The organism is Bartonella sp. AD24XZML, assembly GCF_042196485.1.
Classification (GTDB): Bacteria; Pseudomonadota; Alphaproteobacteria; order Rhizobiales; family Rhizobiaceae; genus Bartonella.
Genome location: NZ_JBHIQH010000045.1, coordinates 1 through 18,367, shown reverse-complemented (window position 1 = coordinate 18,367; position 18,367 = coordinate 1). Strand labels below are relative to the sequence as shown.

The following is an 18,367-nucleotide window of genomic DNA, read 5'->3' as shown; positions in this document are numbered from 1 at the left end:
AAATTTTTTGATCATCATATGAATTTTCACGCATTTTTATGGCTTCGGGTGTGTATGCTCGTTGTATATTGAGGAGCAAAGCTTGCTTGTAGAGTTTTATGAAGTGGCAAGCCAAGGGAGGCGCAAGACAAAGATTATTGACAGATTGTTTTTTACAAATCGATGTGTATTTAAGAATTTTCGTCTTTTAAGGTGCGGAGGAAGTGTGCGAGCCCTCTGTTTAAAGACGCGCTAAACGATAAAGATGCAGCGAGCGTGATCCGTGATGACAATAGGCAAGAAGAGGCAGAGAGGCTGTTTTTAAAATTGTTTGCATGGCTTCAACAGCTGACTTTTCTATAGTTGGAGGAGAAATGGGAATGTGATAGGCTTTTATGCCATATTCATTTGCGACCGTTTTAATGCTAGAAAAGTCAGGTTGATGGAGCTCTTCGTGATCGGGGCGGTTACAGATAATTGTTTTAAAACCAGCTTGTGCCAATGTTTTGATATTTTCTATGCTAATTTGGGCGCTGATAAAAATATCAGGTTCAATTTGTTGTAAATTCATTTTTGTTTATTCCCAATTGCACGATCTTCACGATACCCTCTGGTCTAGTATATAGAAAGAACATAATGAAGGTAAGTTTTTCAGTGGCATCTTAACAAAAATATTCTTTTTGTCGAGAAGATCTATTTGGGAAAAATGAGCTGTAAGATGCAAAATATCTCATTCCGCAACATGTTCGTTATGCGATCTTATAAAAGACGGATGTTTGGTCTTTATGGATAATCTATAGTGTTTACTCAGCATAGATATTTCATTGTGTTGTTTGTTTACACGCTTGCTAGAGGTATCCTTACTTTTCTTAAGCCCATTTTACTCTGTCGAGCGTTAAAGAGTATAAAATTCATGGACCACCACCCTTTTTACACTTATGAAGAAGGAAGTCGGCACCATTATTATATTTGCCAACCCCCAATATTGTAATAGTTCTTGGTACTTGAGATTCTGCATAAGAAGCATTTTAAATCCTTTCTTGTACAGTTTTTACCCACAAGCCAGCCCTGCTTGTACGTACAAGAGATATGATTTTGATTAATTTAATATAAGAGGCATGAAATGAGAGAATCTTCCTGATTTCGGCTCTCTCATTCAACGTGCAAAACAATGAATGCTTCTTATAGTTTGTTGTATATTCAGAGTGGAGCTTATTTGTAGAGTTGCATTAAGTGGATTGCATGAAGGGAGAAGCCCAAATGGCAGGCGCGAGATAAGAAACTGGATCATTTACATAGCATTGTTCACAGATCGACATGGATTTAAGAATCTTCGTTTTAGGGCGGGAGAAGAAGAGCGTGTCTTTTGTTTAGATTTATTTTTGTTATTTTCAAGAATATCATCTTCATAATGTTTTGCTCATGTTAAAAGAATATTATAATAAATTGCGGGCTATTGTTATTTATCCTGAAAATGGGAGAAATGGTTATTTTGCACGTATTGGATGCTTGTTTCTTTTATTACTTTCTGTATAATCGTAAAAACGATAATGCTGAAAGGCGTAATAAATGATCATTGGATTTTTGAATCAAAAGGGAGGTGTCGGAAAAACGACATTGAGTGTTAATCTTGCGGCCAGTTTTGCTCGGACCGGTGCACGGGTATTGCTTATTGATGTTGATCCACAGGGAAGCGCATTGGATTGGGCTGCTGTGCGTGAAGATGCACCTTTGTTTTCGGTTATTGGTTTACCGCGCGCAACGGTTCACAAAGAGATTACACAGATTGGTCATGGTTATGATCATATTATTATCGATGGCCCTCCGCGTGTAACTGATCTTGCTCGTAGTGCTCTTATGGCTTCGGATTTGGTGCTTATACCTGTTTTGCCTAGTCCCTATGATATTTGGGCAGCGGATGGAATTGTAAAGCTGATTGACGAAGCACGTGTTTATAAAGAAAATCTTAAATCTGCTTTTGTCATTAATCGTAAAATCGTCAATACAGCGATAGGGCGTGATGTGAACGAAGCTCTTGGCATATACCCCGTGCATGTTCTTTCTTCTAGCGTTGCGCAGCGTGTGATTTTTGCAGAAGCAGCAGCACAGGGGAAGGCGGTTTATGAAGTTGATAAGCAAGGACCAGCAGCAGCAGAGATTGAAGCGGTTGCAGCGGAAATCAAGGAGTTAGCGCGATGAATAAAAAAATTAAAATCGGCACAAAACCAACGAATAAATCAATTCCTTTAACAGCGGATGCATGGGTAGGAAGCCACAAAGGGAGCATGAGTGGAGGTATGAAGCGCCTCACGATTGATGTACCAGAAAGTTTGCATCGGTTGATTAAGGTCAGTTGTGCAAGTCGTGGAACTAAAATAGCTGATGAGGTCCGCGAATTGCTTTCACAAAAATACGGAAAAGTGTAAAAAATGATACGATAATTTCGTTGGTTTGAGTGCTTTTTCTAGAGATGATATCGATTGTTTTTATACGAAGTTAATAATAAAAGCGCTCTTCTTTTTTCACGATAGTTGTTTCATTTAAGTTGTTTTTCATAAGGTTCTGTATCATCTCATGAAAGAGCTATGAGTTTGCGAAAAATTCTCCATTTCAAACTTTTCCCTATAAATGTGATAATCATCATACTATTTGTCATTTTATATCTCTAGATGAATAGATAAGTTTATTCTTCCATAAAAATTATCTTGATAATGATTTTAAACATCAGGTTATTTTTGTTTATTTTACTTAATACATAGGTAAATAATGTAATTAAGAGTAGCGTTGATTATTTTTTTCTGTTATGCAGCAATCCATTTTATTAAATTATATTCATGTTTATAAAGGGGGGATAAAAATAAGTAAAATTTACTGATATTGACGCGCTATAATTTTTCCTAATAAACAAAAGAAGTAATTGAGTATACTATAGACAATATTTCTTACATTTATATGATTTTATAGTCTTAAATAGTTAATGTCAGTCGTAATGATATGCAAGACAATAGGTTTTTTTCTTCAATTGGAATGTATAAGATTGCTTGTTTAGCATTTCTATTGGCTTTTAAAAAGTGCAGGGAGACTTAAAGCTTTCTTTCTTTTCCGGTGGTTTAGAAATGATAAGAGTGCAATTAGTTGACTAAAAGCTGTATTCTTTCGTTTGCAGAGAATTTGCAATGGGTATAGGCATAACGAATTTTGGGTAAGATATTCGTACTGTTTCTCGTTACTAAGAGGTTCTTGAAGGAAAAGAAATGATTAAAAAGCTTTTTGAGAATGTCAAGATATCAGAATTTTTACTGAAGTTTTAACACTTCAAATACAAAGAGCTGCCGTGCAGATAATGTTACAAATGCAAGTCTGATAAATGAAAGAGGCTCTTATGATTTAACATGTTTGCGTTGGAAGTGTACGTATTTGCAAAGGAAAATTAGACGCAAGGTCACAATATAGGAGGGGATGTGAACCCAAAGATATTGTTAATAAAATATAAAACAAAGAGAGGGGTTAAATCATGAACAAGATCATTATAACAGCGCTACTGCTTTGCGTGGGACTTGTCGTTTCTGGTTGTGAAAAAACTTATAGCGTAGCAGAGTTTAAGAAAGATAAAAAATTGATGCAAGAATGGGGAAAGAAATGCGATAAAATAGGTCCCTCTGCTTTTGCAACCAAGAATTGTCAAAATGTCATGCAAGCCGATATGGAACTTTTTCAAGAGCATTATAGAAATCTTGCAAAGGAACTTCGTGAAAGTAGCAAAAAGGGGAATGAAACTGAAAAACAGCAGGACAATAATTAAATCATAAAAATATATTGATAGCAGTATTTTTCTTTGTACGCGATTTATCATCATAGATTGGGAAAAATCGCGTACAGAAGTGGATTTTAAAATTTTTGAAAATGCACAATGAACCGAATGTACAATTTTAATCGGGTGCTAAATTGTGTCCTAAACTTTGTAAATTTGAAAAAAGGGGAATTTTATTGATGAATAAAGCCATTATTACAGCATTGCTGGTTTGTACTGGACTTGTCGTTTCTGGTTGTGAAAAAACTTATAGCGTAGCGGAATTTAAGAAGGATCCCAAATTACTCGAGCAATGGGCAATGAAATGCATGATATCAGAGGATTTAGATTCTCAAAATTGTAAAAACGCAGATAAAGCGTATCGTGAAGTTCATGCCCGAGATTGGCCTGGTTCAAGCTTTGTACATGATGACGAGAAAAAAACTGAAGAGAAAAAGGAAGGGAATTAAATCATGAATAAAGTCATTATTACAGCATTACTGGTTTGTACTGGACTTGTTGTTGCTGGTTGCGAAAAAAACTACAGCGTAGCGGAATTTAAGAAAGATAAAACATTACTCGAAGAGTGGGCAAAAAAATGTGAAAAGCTGGATCAATCTTCTATGGAGAAATCTAAAAATTGCCAACATGCCAGACAAGCATATATGGAACTGATGTTTGGCATTAATTAAAAACATACAATTCAATAAATAAGGAATTGTTTAGTTATTGATTATATTACGTTTTTAGGCTCTCTCTAACTTTTAGAGAGTCCTTTTATGGCTTCAAGAATTAGTCGTTTACGATCAGTACTCTTTGTGTAAACGGATGCTATACTGTCATTGTTAAGCCCAAAAGTGCTTTCAATTGTAGATAGTATTGCCTCCCAATGAGTTGTTATGTGTTACTACTAATTTTTTAATGTTTTGGTTACATGTGTTTAAAATATTGAGATTAAATCTATCTTTGGGGTGTTTTTTTTGCGTTTATCACAAAAAAATGTTTCATTACACTAAGATCGTCTTTAAGTGTTGCGGCTAATTTCGGAAAAATTAGGAGGAAACATTTGTTTGGAAATTACTTTCTCTGTTTTAATAAAGAGAAAAACATTCTGAATAGAATTATTATCGTTTCATACTCAAATGTTTTTCTCAAACTATTTTTAAAAAATTTCTTTTGATTTGAGAATATTATAACATTAGTTAAGTTGTGAGACAGTTTTGCTAGGACGGTTTTGCCGGATGTGTGAGGAATTGAGCGCTCTCCACATCTTTTCATTTTTCTCCTCTCTCTTTTCTGAGTTTACAAGGGTTTTCCTTGTTATTTTTTTATCTTAATTGTGTCGTGATATTATCATGTTGAGCGGTGGAGCTCATATAAAACTTTACGTATGAGATGTTTTTTGTTCTCGAGTGTGTGATGAATATTTTTCTAAATAACACTTTGATTTATAAAAATGATTTAATTATTTTATGCTGAATAAGGATCTCGAATATAGTAAGCTTCTCTTATTCCAAATCTGTTTTCGGTTGAATTAATTAAAACCATCTTCTTGCATGGTACAAGCGGGGAGCGCCGTGTAGATAAAAACTGTTGGAGAAAGAAGTAAAAATGCCTCTTATAAACGATCTCAAGTGCTAAAGGTTATTGCAACATTTGGGGCTGGAAAAGTGTGTGATGCTGCTGGTTTATTCTCTCATAAGGGTAAAGATGGTGTTCAATGGATTTATCATAAGCTTCATGAAATATTATCCTTTAGGATTGTGAGATGCCCTGAAGGGGGAAGCAAAAGGAACTTACTCAATAAGGAGACAAATTATTTACAGATTGGATCTGGTAGAAAATTTCGTTTTTTAAGCTGGGAATGAAGTTGAGATTCAAGATAGCGTGAAAAGATGGACAATGATGGTTAAAAATGCATACAAAAAGCAGAGTTTACACCTCAAATAGTTGCAAGCGATGTTTGAAATTGAGTGTGTGGTTTATCTGTAGAATTAAAATTTTTCTTTGATCTTATGTGAAATTAAGATGCTTATTTGCGCAGATTACAATAAGCCAAGAGAGTATGCTTAGTATATTTCTATTACGAGAACTAAAATAACAACAAAAGCATTGATGGTGATAATCAAGGTTGAATAAAGCATAGCGGCTTTTACGAGATCAGCCATAAAAACCTCTTTCTGTTCTTTTTGAGGTGATTTTATGAATAACAATATGTTACAATCTGTAATATATTGCTGATACAATATATTCGGCAAGCTTAAAATCGTTCCTTTTTTTATAAAAGCTTAAGGAGTTGGAGTATTGTGAATCCTAAAAAAGAAAGCTTTAAAAGGACTATTGATTGATTTTGTAAGTTTTGTGTTGCTGGAAACTTTTTTATCCTGTTATGCTATAAAGCACTGTCATTTATAACGGTAATATAAGACATATAAGTTTTCTTGGAACGTTTAAGTATTTTTTAGTGTACGATGAATATTCGTAGGTTTATTTGTTGAGCCTTTCGTTTAAGTGAATCAGATGAGGGGAAAGTCAGGAGAAGATCGTTTGACAAAAATTCGGACTGCGTACAGAGCTGATTGAGTTAAGATCTTAGTCCTTTAAGGTGAGCGGCGGAAGACAAAAATGTTTTCTGATCGTTTATCTCATAGCAAGATTGGTTAATGCTGCTCTAATGGGGTATGTTTTGCACAAAAGTAAAGAACGCTCCAAACGAAATATACTTATGTTGTATATTAGTATATTTGTATTGCATATTTATGTACTTGTTTTAGAGAAATATCTCTCAACGCACACGAAAGACATTTTACGATGACACTCGTAAATGGTATAACGGTAAATGTGAATAGTATAACAGTAAAGCTCTCGTGAAATAATATAAACTTTGAATAATATAAAAATCTATAAAATGCTATCATCTTTATACTTATGAAAGAGCAAGTCACGATCATCGTACGCTTGCTTCCAATGTTTATTATAGTTCTTGGCATTTGCTAAGGTTCATAAGAGGACTTTTTCTTTCAGCGTATTTTATCAACACATCAGGGCGTTGTTTGTGATGTGCAAGCAAGTGATTTTAATTTATTCAACATGGAATAGATTTGAAATGTGATGATTATGAAAGAGAAGAGCCGCATTTAAAAGGTTGAAAACGAGAGAAAGATCGTAAACAAAAATTGTACCTTGATTATAAAATGATTGTTTCTCTGTTTTTATACTAGTAGCGCAGGTAAAGTCGCGATATTAAGAGCAAACTGTGTTATGGAATGAAATAATCTGTAAGAAGATGCTGTGAAAATTCTGAAAATATCAATGGGGGGAGCGTTAAGCATTATGCATTGGATAATATTTTGATTTATAATGATAATCTATTGTTATTCAACTTGAATTAGAGCCCTGAATATTGGAATTTTTTTCATTCCAAATCTGTTTCGCGGTGAATTAACTAAAACAATGTCTTTTGCAGTTACAAGAAGGGAGCTCCTATGTGCAGAGAAATTGTACAAGAAAGGCATGCTTTTATGAACCGTCTCAAGTGTCAAGAGTATCAGAACATAAGGGGGTAGCAAAATATATGATGGTGCTGGCTTGTTTCTTTTATTAAGCGTAAAGATGGAAAATGCTCAATGGATTTTATACATGTCATGGGAGATTTATCATTATATCATTCATGCATTTATGGGCCGCGGCGCGAAATAGGCTTGGGTGCACTTAAGAGATATTTCTTTAAAACAAGCGCGTGAATATGCGATTGAAGACGTATCGAACTGATTGGCTAAGAAACTCTTGAAAAGGTTCAAAAAATCTTATATAGTCGTTCATTGCAAAGAAAAGCGAATGATAATTTAAAAAAGGAAGATTGATGGCTGTTTAGCTATTTTAAGATGTCTTTTTATATTGCTGTGTGGCTGATCTGTTCAAAAGAGCATTCTTTTTGTGTTTTATGCGAAATACTGCATGTGTGCAGAAAGAGCATGGGAGAGGGGGTATCCTTTTGAATGGGTGCGAACTGGTCTTGTCTGGTGCCATCTTATGGGGCGCCAGAAGGTATACAGGTTTTAGTGCAGAGAGAGCCATAAGGTTATGGAGGGTAAAATGCTGCTATCGGTAAAATGCTGAAATTTTTCATGGGCTTAAGTCTTTAATATGCTGCAAGATAGGCTGCGTTTTTTTGTCGGCAGGTAGTTTTTGTGGCTGAAGTTCTCGTGAGAGCATTGTTATTTTCTGTTGAAGATGAGCTCGTGATAAAATCGGTAAGGCGAAATAGACAGAGCAAATATGGAAGTTTTGATATTGCTGTAAGGTTTAAGTTTATAGCGTTTTTATGGATTAGTATAGCCGCAATGATGGTTTTGGAGCAAAGCAAGAAAAATATTTGAGAGAACGCGTTGAAAGTTGAAGTGGTATACGCTTTGAAGGATTGTCGTGCTGTTGTTTGAGCAATGTTTGCACCACGAGCTTGGTTGAGTGTATCAGCATTGAAGAGAACCTGTTTAATCTCCCTCATTTGAAAGTAAGATTGAACAATAGTGTTGAAGGGGAAGTAAAAATGTCTGTAGTGCAATATGGTGATGATAGTTTTGCGGCAAAAGCAAAAGTTCTTGATAACAACCTTATTGATCGTGATTGGGCGATGACAAAATTTGTTGCTGCTGTTAAAGGATTAGCTCAAGTTGTTGATTATGAAAGCAATATGCTAGAGAGTAGTGGTGTTCCAGATTACGAAGAAATAAATTTGCGTAAAATACGTGGTTTGCGTGATCTTAATAAATCCATGAGTGATGTGAAGCGCTATATGAATCAAGATATTGAGCATGAGGTTGAAAGTTTGTTGTCTGATTTACAAGAAAAATTACAGCGTAATAGTGAATTACTTCAAACACATTTAAATGCAGTTAATGATCTTTTTAGAGCTATACAGCTATCTGGACGTGCAAAAGAAATAGAGGAATAAATTCAAATCTGATTAATACGGGCTGTTCTAAGTAATGACAATGATTAGGTAGGGCAGTTGATTTGGATAAATAGTGCGTTTAGTGAGTAGACTTGTTTTAAGCGCATTTTGGTATTTAAATTATTATCCTGATGTACTGTAAAACGCTGTTCTTAAAACAATGTCTTTTAAGGTGTCGTGATGTGAACCGCATGCGGTGAGAAGCTGGCTGGAAGAGAACTCAGAGAAGGCGGATTATTTACAGAGCATTGTTTGCAGACTGAGTTAATAGGGAGCTTCATTTTTTAGTTTAGGGGGAGGCGATCAAGAGAATATTTAGACCAGCCTGTGATGCCTTAAAAACAGCTTCCTTGGGGGTGTGGTAATGTAAGGTTTATACATTGAGTCTTTTGCATGCATTTAGCAGACCTAGCGGCGACTTATTCTTCCGTTTCTTAAGGCAAAGTACTATCAGCGCTGGAGTGTTTCACGGCCGAGTTCGGGATGGGATCGGGTGCGTTCACTCTGCCATAACCACCAAGTCAGCAAAAAGCATGAAAGATGAAGAGTATGTGATGAATATTGCCTATCAGCCTCATGGAATACTGTCCTTTGAAGTGTGGTGATATGACGCGGTTAGTTGTTTAAATCTATATGCTTGAGACAAAAATTAAAGCGGTTTATTATTTCATTCTGTTGTTTTAGTTTTTGTATGCCAGATTGAGAGAGCATCCAGATTTGAGCGAGTATATTGCGTATACCTTTATTGGCGTAATATTTGAAATGGGGAGGCAATCTCATTGGGAAAGAATAAAGGGGTAGAAATCAGCGTCTCTCTGTACCGTCGTCCTTTAATTTAGCTTTATGTCTTTCAAAAGTATCTAAAGCACTATCTGTTAAATAATGAAGATTACGCATTGTTTTACGCTTTTTTTATTGTGTGTTTTACTGGGTGCATGTCCTTCATGCACGACAAAATACTCAAAATAGAATGGATTTGTTATTCCTAATTCACGCCCTTGTTTTAAAGAGATATCTAAGCTCTCAAGTCTATTTCGTGATGGTGTTTGTGGGGTGGCGCAACGACATCTTTGATGCAACGGCGCTTGTGAATGGTATAATAAGAAAGTTCTCATGGAAATAATATAAAATCTATAGGGTACGACCATCTTTATACTTAATAAAAGAGCAAGTTGATATTGTTATATTTTTCAACACTGTCATATTCTTTGTTTGCTCCCAATGTTGTTCCAGCCCTTGGCACTTGAGATAGTTCATTAGAGGCATTTTCAATCCTTTCTTAATAGTTTTTTATCCCTATGGCTCTTCCCCCTTGTCACTTGTAAGAGATATGGTTTTTGTTGATTCAACATGGAACAGGTCTGAAATGAAAGAATCTGACGATATTCTGGATTCTCATTTAACATGGAAAACAATGAATTATCTTTATAAATCAATATCTTGTCTTATAATTGAGCTGCTGTAGCATTGAGATTTTAGAGGAAAAACATGCCTTTAAGAATTTATACCAGATACTAGTCTTTATAGCAGGTATATTAAATGTACATCATCTAAAATAAATGGAGCGTCCACAGCGAAGAAGGGGCTGACTTTTTAAAATCCGCATGAATGCTTATTCTGTTGTGCTGTAAAAATATCATCGCTTGAGGTGTGGTGATAATATAAGACATAAAATTTTATGCATGGGGTATTTTGATGAGAGAATGTTATGGTATTCAGTTTTTTATTCAATATGCAAAAGAAATATTATAAGTCAAAATCTTCTTTGATGTGATAATGATTGTTGAGAATTTAAAAAAATATATAAATTTAAATAAAAAAGCAGCACTTTGTGCTGCCTTTTTTATTTAAGTTAAAATTAACTTCTGCTTTAGAAACGATAACGTATTCCGCCAGACAAATTGGTGCCAGATACACCGGCTTTTTGCAGTTTTTGCCGATAGCTGATATCGGCGTTTAGTACGATATTTTGAGAAAGATATGCATTCACCCCCACGCCTCCCTCAACTGAAGAGCCGGTAGGATCAACATGAAAGGTATCAGCAATTTTTATTGTTTTACCATCGCCAAAAGTTCTGATAACATTCATTTTACCATAGAAGGAAACAGCTTTGTTTTCTTCAACAGCCATTATCGTTTTTGTTAAACGTCCACCAAAACGGATCAACCATTGATGTGGATTGCCCATGTCTACTTTTAAGCCATTGGTATCTGAGAAAATATCAAACATGAGATTTTGATAAATGAATTGAGCTTGTGGTTCAAAGACAAGCCCTTTTGTATCGGTTGCTAATTTCTGACCAATGGTTGCAGATATATTAAGCATCTCGGTACCATCCAATTTTGCGGCATTCCCAACAAGAGCTGTGGTAATATTTCCTTTTAAGGTTCCGTAAGAAAGAAGAGCGTTGACATATATACCATTGCTATGCTGGATGCCGCTATAAGCGGTAAGTGACCATTTATCAAGCGTTGTCTTTTCAGAATCTTGCATCTCTTTTGGCGTAAAGGCAATCTTTCCGTACGTTCCTAAAAGACCAAAATGTGCGCTTATGTCTTTGCTTTCTAAGGCGGCTAATATGCCCCCTAATTGTAAGGCAGTATAGTTTACATCAGCACCATAACCATAGTGCAGTGGATCGCGGTTGGAAGATAGGGTGACCTTCTCGCCGTAGGAAGAGAAAAAGATACCATTCTTTTTATTGTCTTTTGCCCCAAATACTGTTGTTCGCATATTGTCTAACAACGTGTTTTGATTGTTTACATCAGTAAATCCAGCAGAAAATAAAGTATTAGATATGGTTAAATAGTTTGCTACCTGTGGTAAAAGGGCTCGAACTTTTTTATCCTTATCAATGTAGGCATTTTGTAAGCGGAAATCCCAGAAATCACTATTCTTCTTGCCAAAAAGATTTTGGCTCTCATGAGATGTTCCAGGCTTATAGCCTGTGAGTACATATTTATAAGGTTGTTTCCCTATTGTCATATAGTTTCCTGCTAACGTGAAGGAATTTTCATTCGCTTGTCCGGAAACTTGAATGATTGAAATCCCATGTGTCTCTAAAGGAAGTGAAGCCATCTTCTCTTCCCAAACAGCAGAGCTATCGGTTTGGAGATTGATGTGAACAACAGTACTTCCTGAGACATCACCATTAATCACAATGCGATCAGTTTGTTGTTCCGTGATAGGAGAATGTTTATTCCATTGAGTGTTTACATAAATCTCTGCAAGACCGGCTGTACTATAAACCGCTGCTGTGTGAGTTGTTTCGTCTTCTTGCGAAAGATTAGGTCCTATAAACAGAGTTTGATAATGTCCCTCAATTGGCTTGTCAAACATAATGGCACTGTTTGTAAGGTGCAATTCAGAAAGATTAGAGTATGATTTTTCATCAACACCAAACTGTCTATAGTCATTTAAAATATTATCATTATTTGTGGCATTTTTATTAGCCTTTACAAGCCATTTCGTCCTCTCTTTTAGATCAAAAACTGTTCTATTATCTTTAGAAGTTCTTACCCGACCTTCTAAAGAAGAGTGGTCTGCAACTAATGTAATGGTATTTGTGGAGGCACTTTCGTTCTTGATATTTTTTAATAAAATATCGGCATGAGCTTCTGAATTTTTAAGGTTGACTTCCCCGTTTACGCCTGTTCCATAAAGGTTGATACCGTTACCATGTTCAACGAAAAGCTTTGTATTCTCTAAGGTTACTTTATCAGCAATATTGGCTACATCTTGTTCTTGAACGGCATTGGTGTTCCTTTCAGCATTGTGTGTATATCGTTTTCTAGGGGCATTATACGGATTGTTGCGGAAAATAATACCGTCTGCTTCATAATTTCCCGTGACATGGACGCTTGAATCCTTAAGTTTGATTGTGCCCTCCATGTTTACCAAACCAGCTGTTTCTGCTGTTACAGTAATGCCTGTAGCATCAATTTCTCCACCATCTGATACGCTTAGTGCAACAAAACGCGCATCAACTGTTCCCCCTATCATATTGACTTTTGAATTATTTCCCTCTGCATGTACAGCAAAACTATTGTCTTGAATTTTTTTATTATGTAGCGTTATGATCTCACCGTTTTTAGCTTCAACTCCAGCGCTTATATCCTCAATTTGTGTAGACTTTTCAGGTTGTTTTATTGGTGATATTGTTTTTTCAATCTCTGATTTTTCAGATATTTTTTGTGCATATGAAGATTGCACTGGCGCTGGTTTTGCAGATTTTGGTGGTACCAGTAATGCTGGTTTTTCAGTTTCTACTCTTAAAGATATTGGTTGTGCGAGTTCTGGTTCATTAGATGTTGGTATTTGCTCTGTTGTTGGTTTTGTAGGTTCCGTGCTTGTAGGTTCAGACTTTGTAAGTGTTGGTTGTAAATTCGGTGAAGGTTGTGTAGGTTCTGGCTGTGAAGACACAGCAGAATTCGATAGTGTTTTTTCGCTGGAAGAGTCTGCAGAAGAGGAGGGCGCCCCTGAACGTCTTCTAGATTTTGCTTTCATTCCTGTTGTTGAAGCTATTTCTGTCGTTAGAGATTGTGTAAGAGTGTTTTGTGTTGTAGGGTTAGATTGTACACCTTCTGTAACTTTAGTCTTTGGTGTTTGTGTACTTCCTTGACCAAGATCAGAGTTTTGTTTTGAAGAAGAAATTATATTTCCAGCTGAATTTCCTTCAAGTTGTGTTTTGGGAGGTAGAGTGCTTGTAGAAGTAGGCGTTGTAGTTTCATTCCCTGTAGGAGGAAGGGTTATGATTGTTCTTGTAGAGCTAGATGTTGAAGGTGGATATGAATATGATGGCATAATTTGCCCGATTCCATCATATGGATCTTTATACGGATCAAAAACTCCGGATAGATTTATTTGTGACTTGACACGAGCAGGTTGTAGAGAAGAAGAATCTATCGTTGTTGATGGATTTGTACTATGAATAGCATAAGACATACTGGTGGAAGAACAAAACAGAACTCCAGAAACTGTGTATAGTAAGAAGCTTTTTTTCATATGGATGTATTCCTAAAATATTTCTCCCCTCTCTCATAAAAAATAAAACTTTGGCCTCATTATGTCTCTTTTGTAAGAGACAAAACGAAACATAATGAGATCTCTTTGTATTTCAAGATAAGGGATACAAGTATTTTTAAAAGTGATAGCGCATTCCAGCGGCAATATTTATTGCAGAGATGCCAGCTTTTTTGAATTTATGTTGATAGCTGATATCACTATGAAGCTCTATATTTTGCGATAAGTGCGCCTGAATACCAAAACCACCTTCGATTAAAGATCCCATAGCAGCAAGCGAAAAGTTTTCACTAAAAGTTTTGATCATGTTCAGTTTTCCGTAGAAGGAAAGGGCATGTCCTTTGTTTTGTGTCAAACGTCCACCAATACGGAGCAACCATTGATGAGGTTTGCTTATGTCTATTTTAGAGTTATCGTCATCTGAGAAAGAGCTCCTATCTGATAAAGAACCAAGCATGAGACGTTGATAAACAAGTTGTGCTTGTGGTTCTAGGATTACACCTTCCAAACTGGTTGACAGTTTTTGACCAACAGTTGCAGCGGCTCCTAATGTTTTACTATTCTTCACTTTTGAGGTATGTTTAATGAGAGCTGTAGCGTGATTTTCTTTGAAAATTCCATAAGAGAGAAATGCACTTGCATAGATGCCACTGTCATGCTGAATATTTCCATATGCGGTGAGTGACCATTTATCAAACATATTTTTTTGAAAGCTCTCCTTGTTTTTAGGAGTAAAAGATAATTTCCCATATGTTCCGAAAAGACCAAAGTTGCTGCTGATATTTTGATCTTTTAGCGCTATTAATGTTGCTCCTGCTTGCAATGCAGCATAGCGAATATCTGCTTGAACACCATCTTGTTCTGCTTGAACCTTGGAAGAAAACGTGCTTTTATTGCCATAAGAGGATAAGAAAACGCCTCTTTCTGGATGATCTTTGGGCTCAAACATTGTTATTTGCATATTGTCTAACAAGATATTTTGATTGTTGACATCACTAAACCCAACAGCAAACATCGCGATAGGCATGACTAAAGAGCTTTCTTCTTGTGGTGTAAGAATTGTTCTTTTTGCTGTCCCATTAAGAGAAGTAGAAGTTTCAGTTGCTTTATCATCATCTGTAAGTTTAGAGGTGCTCTCTGTAGCCGCGGTAGCAGTATTTCCAACCTTTGGGAGCAAATTCATATGCGCTTTTGCTGATGTATTAAGAGTTGTTTTTGATGCTGAGGAAGTGGTGTTTGTTTGGGGATCAATATCAGATTGCGAATTTTCATTTATTTTAGGCTGTCTCATTCCATGATCTGTTCTTGTGAATGAACTGTCCTTGTGTTGGGCAGGAACATGAGCGGGTGGTAATTTATCACTAGCGCGTCTTTGTCTTGTGCTGGAGTCAATAAGAGGTTGTTTATTCTTTTCAGATGCAGGAGAGGTTGTCTCTCCTTTTTTCTTCACGTTGGTTATTCCATCGTTGTTCAAAGTCTCTAATACTGCTACTGCTTTGCGTAAAGTATTGGAAAGTTCCTTGTTTTGTCCTTGTAAAGCACTATCCACTTGTGCTGCTTTATGTAATATTTCTGCTTTATTTTGCAGTTCAAACCAATTATGATTGTCTTGGCTCACCGATTGTTGGCGTGCGGTATTAACACGCTGTTGATTATCAGCATCAAGGATTTTTGCTGCTTGCACGGCATCGGAAACTGCTTTGTCGTAGCCACGTAATAAATTTTCTCTTGTTTTTAATCGGTTCTGACGTAATTGTTCAAGGTATGCTCTGGCTTTCATCATATGTTGCATATCCAGATGGTGTTTGTTTGCCATGGCTTGGGTGCGTATATTATCCATTTCGCGGTTCACCACGTTTATATGTGTACCAGAACTATAACGACCTGCACCTGCAAAAGAGCTGTTAATCGTATTTCTTACACGATCCATATGATTTTCAAGTGCTTGGTTGAAGTGCGAATTATCTTCCATCATGGCGCCAGAGGCTATCTTTTCAAGATTTTTTTCTGCTTGTGTTGGTGTGTTTATTAAATCAATGGCATGGCGTTCCTGGGGGCTTAGAGCAGAGGCGGTGCTGGTAGATGTGAAGTTAAAAGAAGAAAAAAATAAAGCACAAGCGGCTGTACATAACAAAAGATTCTTATGCATAGAGATGTTCCTTAAGATATTTTCTTTGTTTTGCTAAAAATGAACCACTTTTTGACACATTACGGTTTTTTGTAATGTAGTTAAGCAGCACTGTTTTCATCTCAGCGCTGCTTATGCGTCAAAATAGAGAGCTAAGATTTCTAAAAGCGATAACGCATTCCTCCGGAAAAATTAATTCCAGAGAACCCAGCTTTTTGAAGTTTATGTTGGTAATTAACGTCAGCATGAAGTGCAATATTTTTAGAAAGCTGCGCGTTAATGCCAAGTCCACCTTCAAGGGAAGAGCCCATAGAATCGAGATGGAAAGATTCCATAACATCGATAGTGCGCTCCTCACCAAAAGCTTTGATGACATTCAATTTACCATAAAAAGAAAGAAAACGATCTTTTTCAATAGGAAGTATTGTTTTTGTTAAACGCCCTCCAATACGGACCAACCATTGATGAGGGGGCTTTATATTAACTTGGAAGCCATCAATATCTGAAAGAGTGCCAAAGGCAATATGTTGATAAATAAGTTGTGCTTGTGGTTCAAAAGACACCCCTTCAACACCAGTTGCTAGTTTTTGTCCAACGGTAGCTGATATATTTAATGTATCCGTATTGTTTAATTCTGTGGTGTTGCCGATAAGGGCTGTTGTAATATGTCCGTTTAAAATGCCGTAGGAGAAAAGTGCATTAATATAGAGACCATTGTCATGGTGGAGATTCCCATATGCCGTAAAGGACCATTTATCTAGTATGCTTTTGTCAGAACCTTCCATGTCCTTTGGCGTAAAAGCGAGCTTTCCATATGTGCCTAAAAGACCAAGATTCGCGGTTATATTTTGATTTTCTAACGTTGTTAATGTCATGCCTGCTTGTATAGCAGCATAGTGAACATTAGCACCATAACCATATTCCAATGGACTACGGCTGGAAGATAACGTCATCTTGTTGCCATAAGTCGATAAAAATATCCCTTTTTGTTTATGACCTTCTAATCCAAAAACTGTTGAGTGCATATTATCTAACAGTGTATTTTGATTGTTTATATCAGCCAAGCCAGAGGAGAATATTGCATTATGCATAACCAAATAGCTTGCCATTTGAGGAACAAGAGCTTTGATTTTTCCTTCATCATCAAGAGTTGCATTTTGTAGACGGAAATCCCAAAACTCTTCACTTTCTTGCAAGAGACTTTGCTGTTTGTCAGCTCTCCCACGGCTGGATGTTGGTCCATAGCCATTTAATACATATTTATAGGGCAATTCATCCATTGTAGTGTAGCCATTTGCCAGCGTGAAGGCGGCTTCCTCTGCTTTTCCAGACACCTGAACAAGTGAGAGACCACGCGCATTCAAAGGAATTGAAACTTCATCATTATCGAATGGTTTTGCACGCTTTGAAAGATTGTTGAAATAGATCGTTGTGGTGCCTGAGACATTACCATGAACGAGAACACGGTCAGTTTTTTGTTGTTCTTTTACAAGACCATTACTCCATTCGGTATTAAAGTAAATCCTTGCGTTGCCCAATGCATTGTAAACCGTTGTTGCATCAGAGCTTCTGTTTTGCTCTGTTTTCGCAGCTTCAGCTGTTGGCTGTTTTCCCACATGCAAGGTTTGATACTGATTGTCTGCTAGTTTATGCGGCGCATTAAATATAATAGAACTATTATTAAGGTTCAATACTGAGACAATAGACTGTGCACGTTGTTTAATATCAGTGAGCAAGTATCCTTTAGAGCTGTCAAATTCTTTGTCTACTTCAAATTGACTAATCTTTAGGGACCACTTGCTGTTATTGTTGAGAGTAAAAATCGTTGTATTTTGAGGTAAAGTCTTTGCTCGTCCTTCTATAATCGAATTGTCAGCGCTTAATATAAAAGTGCGAGGATCGATATCTTTTGAGTTTTCTGGGATTTTATTTTTTAATAATATATCAGAACGAATTTCTGAACTTTTAAGTTCTACCTCAGCAACAGATTTTGCATAATCTGGTCCTAGAATACCAATACCATTTTCAACAAGAAGTTTTGTGTTGGTAAGAATTGCTTTATTGATAACTTTTTCGCCCTCTTTTACTTGGGAACTTGGGATGTAATCAAAAAGGATACCACGACTTTTGTGATGTCCGGAAACATTTATGATTGAATCTTCAATATGGATGATGCCGTTTGAAATTTCTAAACCACGGGAATTTGATTTTCCTACAGTTTTTTTAGCATGAATACGCCCACCTGTTGTTGCGGTAAATAAATTTGAGTCTGAACGCATTGTTGAATTTGTAATGGTGATAAAGGCTTTGTCATCAGCAACCACTGTTGTATATGCGCTGCGGATAAAAACGTTATTAAAGGTTTTTTCTTCTCCTGCTTTATCCGCACGAGCCATAACCATTGTAGGAGCTGATGTATTTGCATAAGTTGAACCGAAATGAGAAAAAATCAAAGTTCCAGCAATTGTACATAACAAAAAATTTTTCTTATAA

11 protein-coding genes and 1 rRNA gene are annotated in these 18,367 nt (G+C 36.3%); 7 read left to right on the top strand and 5 right to left on the bottom strand.

From position 1 onward, the window contains the following. Positions 1-220: 220 nt before the first annotated feature. On the bottom strand, positions 221-550 hold the full coding sequence (locus ACFIMX_RS03985; RefSeq protein WP_375613563.1) for a TIGR01244 family sulfur transferase: 330 nt from the start codon (positions 548-550) through the stop codon (positions 221-223). A gap of 998 nt (positions 551-1,548) precedes the next feature. Between ACFIMX_RS03985 and parA the strand changes: the two genes are divergently transcribed. The 7 genes from parA to ACFIMX_RS03950 all read left to right on the top strand — a co-directional run bounded on the left by parA (position 1,549) and on the right by ACFIMX_RS03950 (position 8,723). After that, on the top strand, positions 1,549-2,178 hold the full coding sequence (parA, locus tag ACFIMX_RS03980; protein ID WP_375618269.1) for a ParA family partition ATPase: 630 nt from the start codon (positions 1,549-1,551) through the stop codon (positions 2,176-2,178). Continuing rightward, entirely contained in the window at positions 2,175-2,405 is a 231-nt protein-coding gene (locus tag ACFIMX_RS03975; protein WP_375618268.1) for a plasmid partition protein ParG, read from the top strand. Before parA ends, ACFIMX_RS03975 begins: the two co-directional genes overlap by 4 nt. Positions 2,406-3,493: 1,088 nt before the next feature. After that, the gene (locus tag ACFIMX_RS03970) at positions 3,494-3,781 is read left to right on the top strand and encodes an EexN family lipoprotein (protein ID WP_375639566.1); all 288 of its coding nucleotides are present in this window, start codon (positions 3,494-3,496) and stop codon (positions 3,779-3,781) included. A 188-nt stretch (positions 3,782-3,969) separates the two neighbouring features. After that, a complete protein-coding gene (locus ACFIMX_RS03965; protein ID WP_375694060.1) occupies positions 3,970-4,239 on the top strand; it encodes an EexN family lipoprotein in 270 nt (89 codons plus the stop codon). A gap of 3 nt (positions 4,240-4,242) precedes the next feature. Next, positions 4,243-4,461 (top strand): EexN family lipoprotein, encoded by a 219-nt coding sequence (locus ACFIMX_RS03960; protein ID WP_375614687.1) that lies wholly within the window; start codon positions 4,243-4,245, stop codon positions 4,459-4,461. A 942-nt stretch (positions 4,462-5,403) separates the two neighbouring features. After that, positions 5,404-5,637, top strand: coding sequence for a hypothetical protein (locus ACFIMX_RS03955; RefSeq protein ID WP_375618266.1), 234 nt, complete (start codon positions 5,404-5,406; stop codon positions 5,635-5,637). A gap of 2,681 nt (positions 5,638-8,318) precedes the next feature. Continuing rightward, positions 8,319-8,723 carry a flagellar protein FlgN gene (locus ACFIMX_RS03950; RefSeq protein WP_375618265.1) on the top strand — a complete coding sequence of 135 codons (405 nt, stop codon included), beginning with the start codon at positions 8,319-8,321 and terminating at the stop codon, positions 8,721-8,723. Positions 8,724-9,129: 406 nt separating this feature from the next. Here ACFIMX_RS03950 and rrf read toward each other — a convergent pair. The 4 genes from rrf to ACFIMX_RS03930 all read right to left on the bottom strand — a co-directional run. Next, positions 9,130-9,244: ribosomal RNA gene (rrf, locus tag ACFIMX_RS03945) — 5S ribosomal RNA — on the bottom strand. Between the two features lie 1,349 nt (positions 9,245-10,593). Further along, positions 10,594-13,728 (bottom strand): autotransporter outer membrane beta-barrel domain-containing protein, encoded by a 3,135-nt coding sequence (locus ACFIMX_RS03940; protein WP_375639568.1) that lies wholly within the window; start codon positions 13,726-13,728, stop codon positions 10,594-10,596. 136 nt (positions 13,729-13,864) lie between these two features. Further along, complete coding sequence (locus tag ACFIMX_RS03935) at positions 13,865-15,895, bottom strand: autotransporter outer membrane beta-barrel domain-containing protein (protein ID WP_375639570.1); 2,031 nt, start codon at positions 15,893-15,895, stop codon at positions 13,865-13,867. 140 nt (positions 15,896-16,035) lie between these two features. Continuing rightward, on the bottom strand, positions 16,036-18,367 hold a 2,332-nt coding region (locus tag ACFIMX_RS03930; RefSeq protein WP_375639571.1), incomplete at its 5' end, for an autotransporter outer membrane beta-barrel domain-containing protein.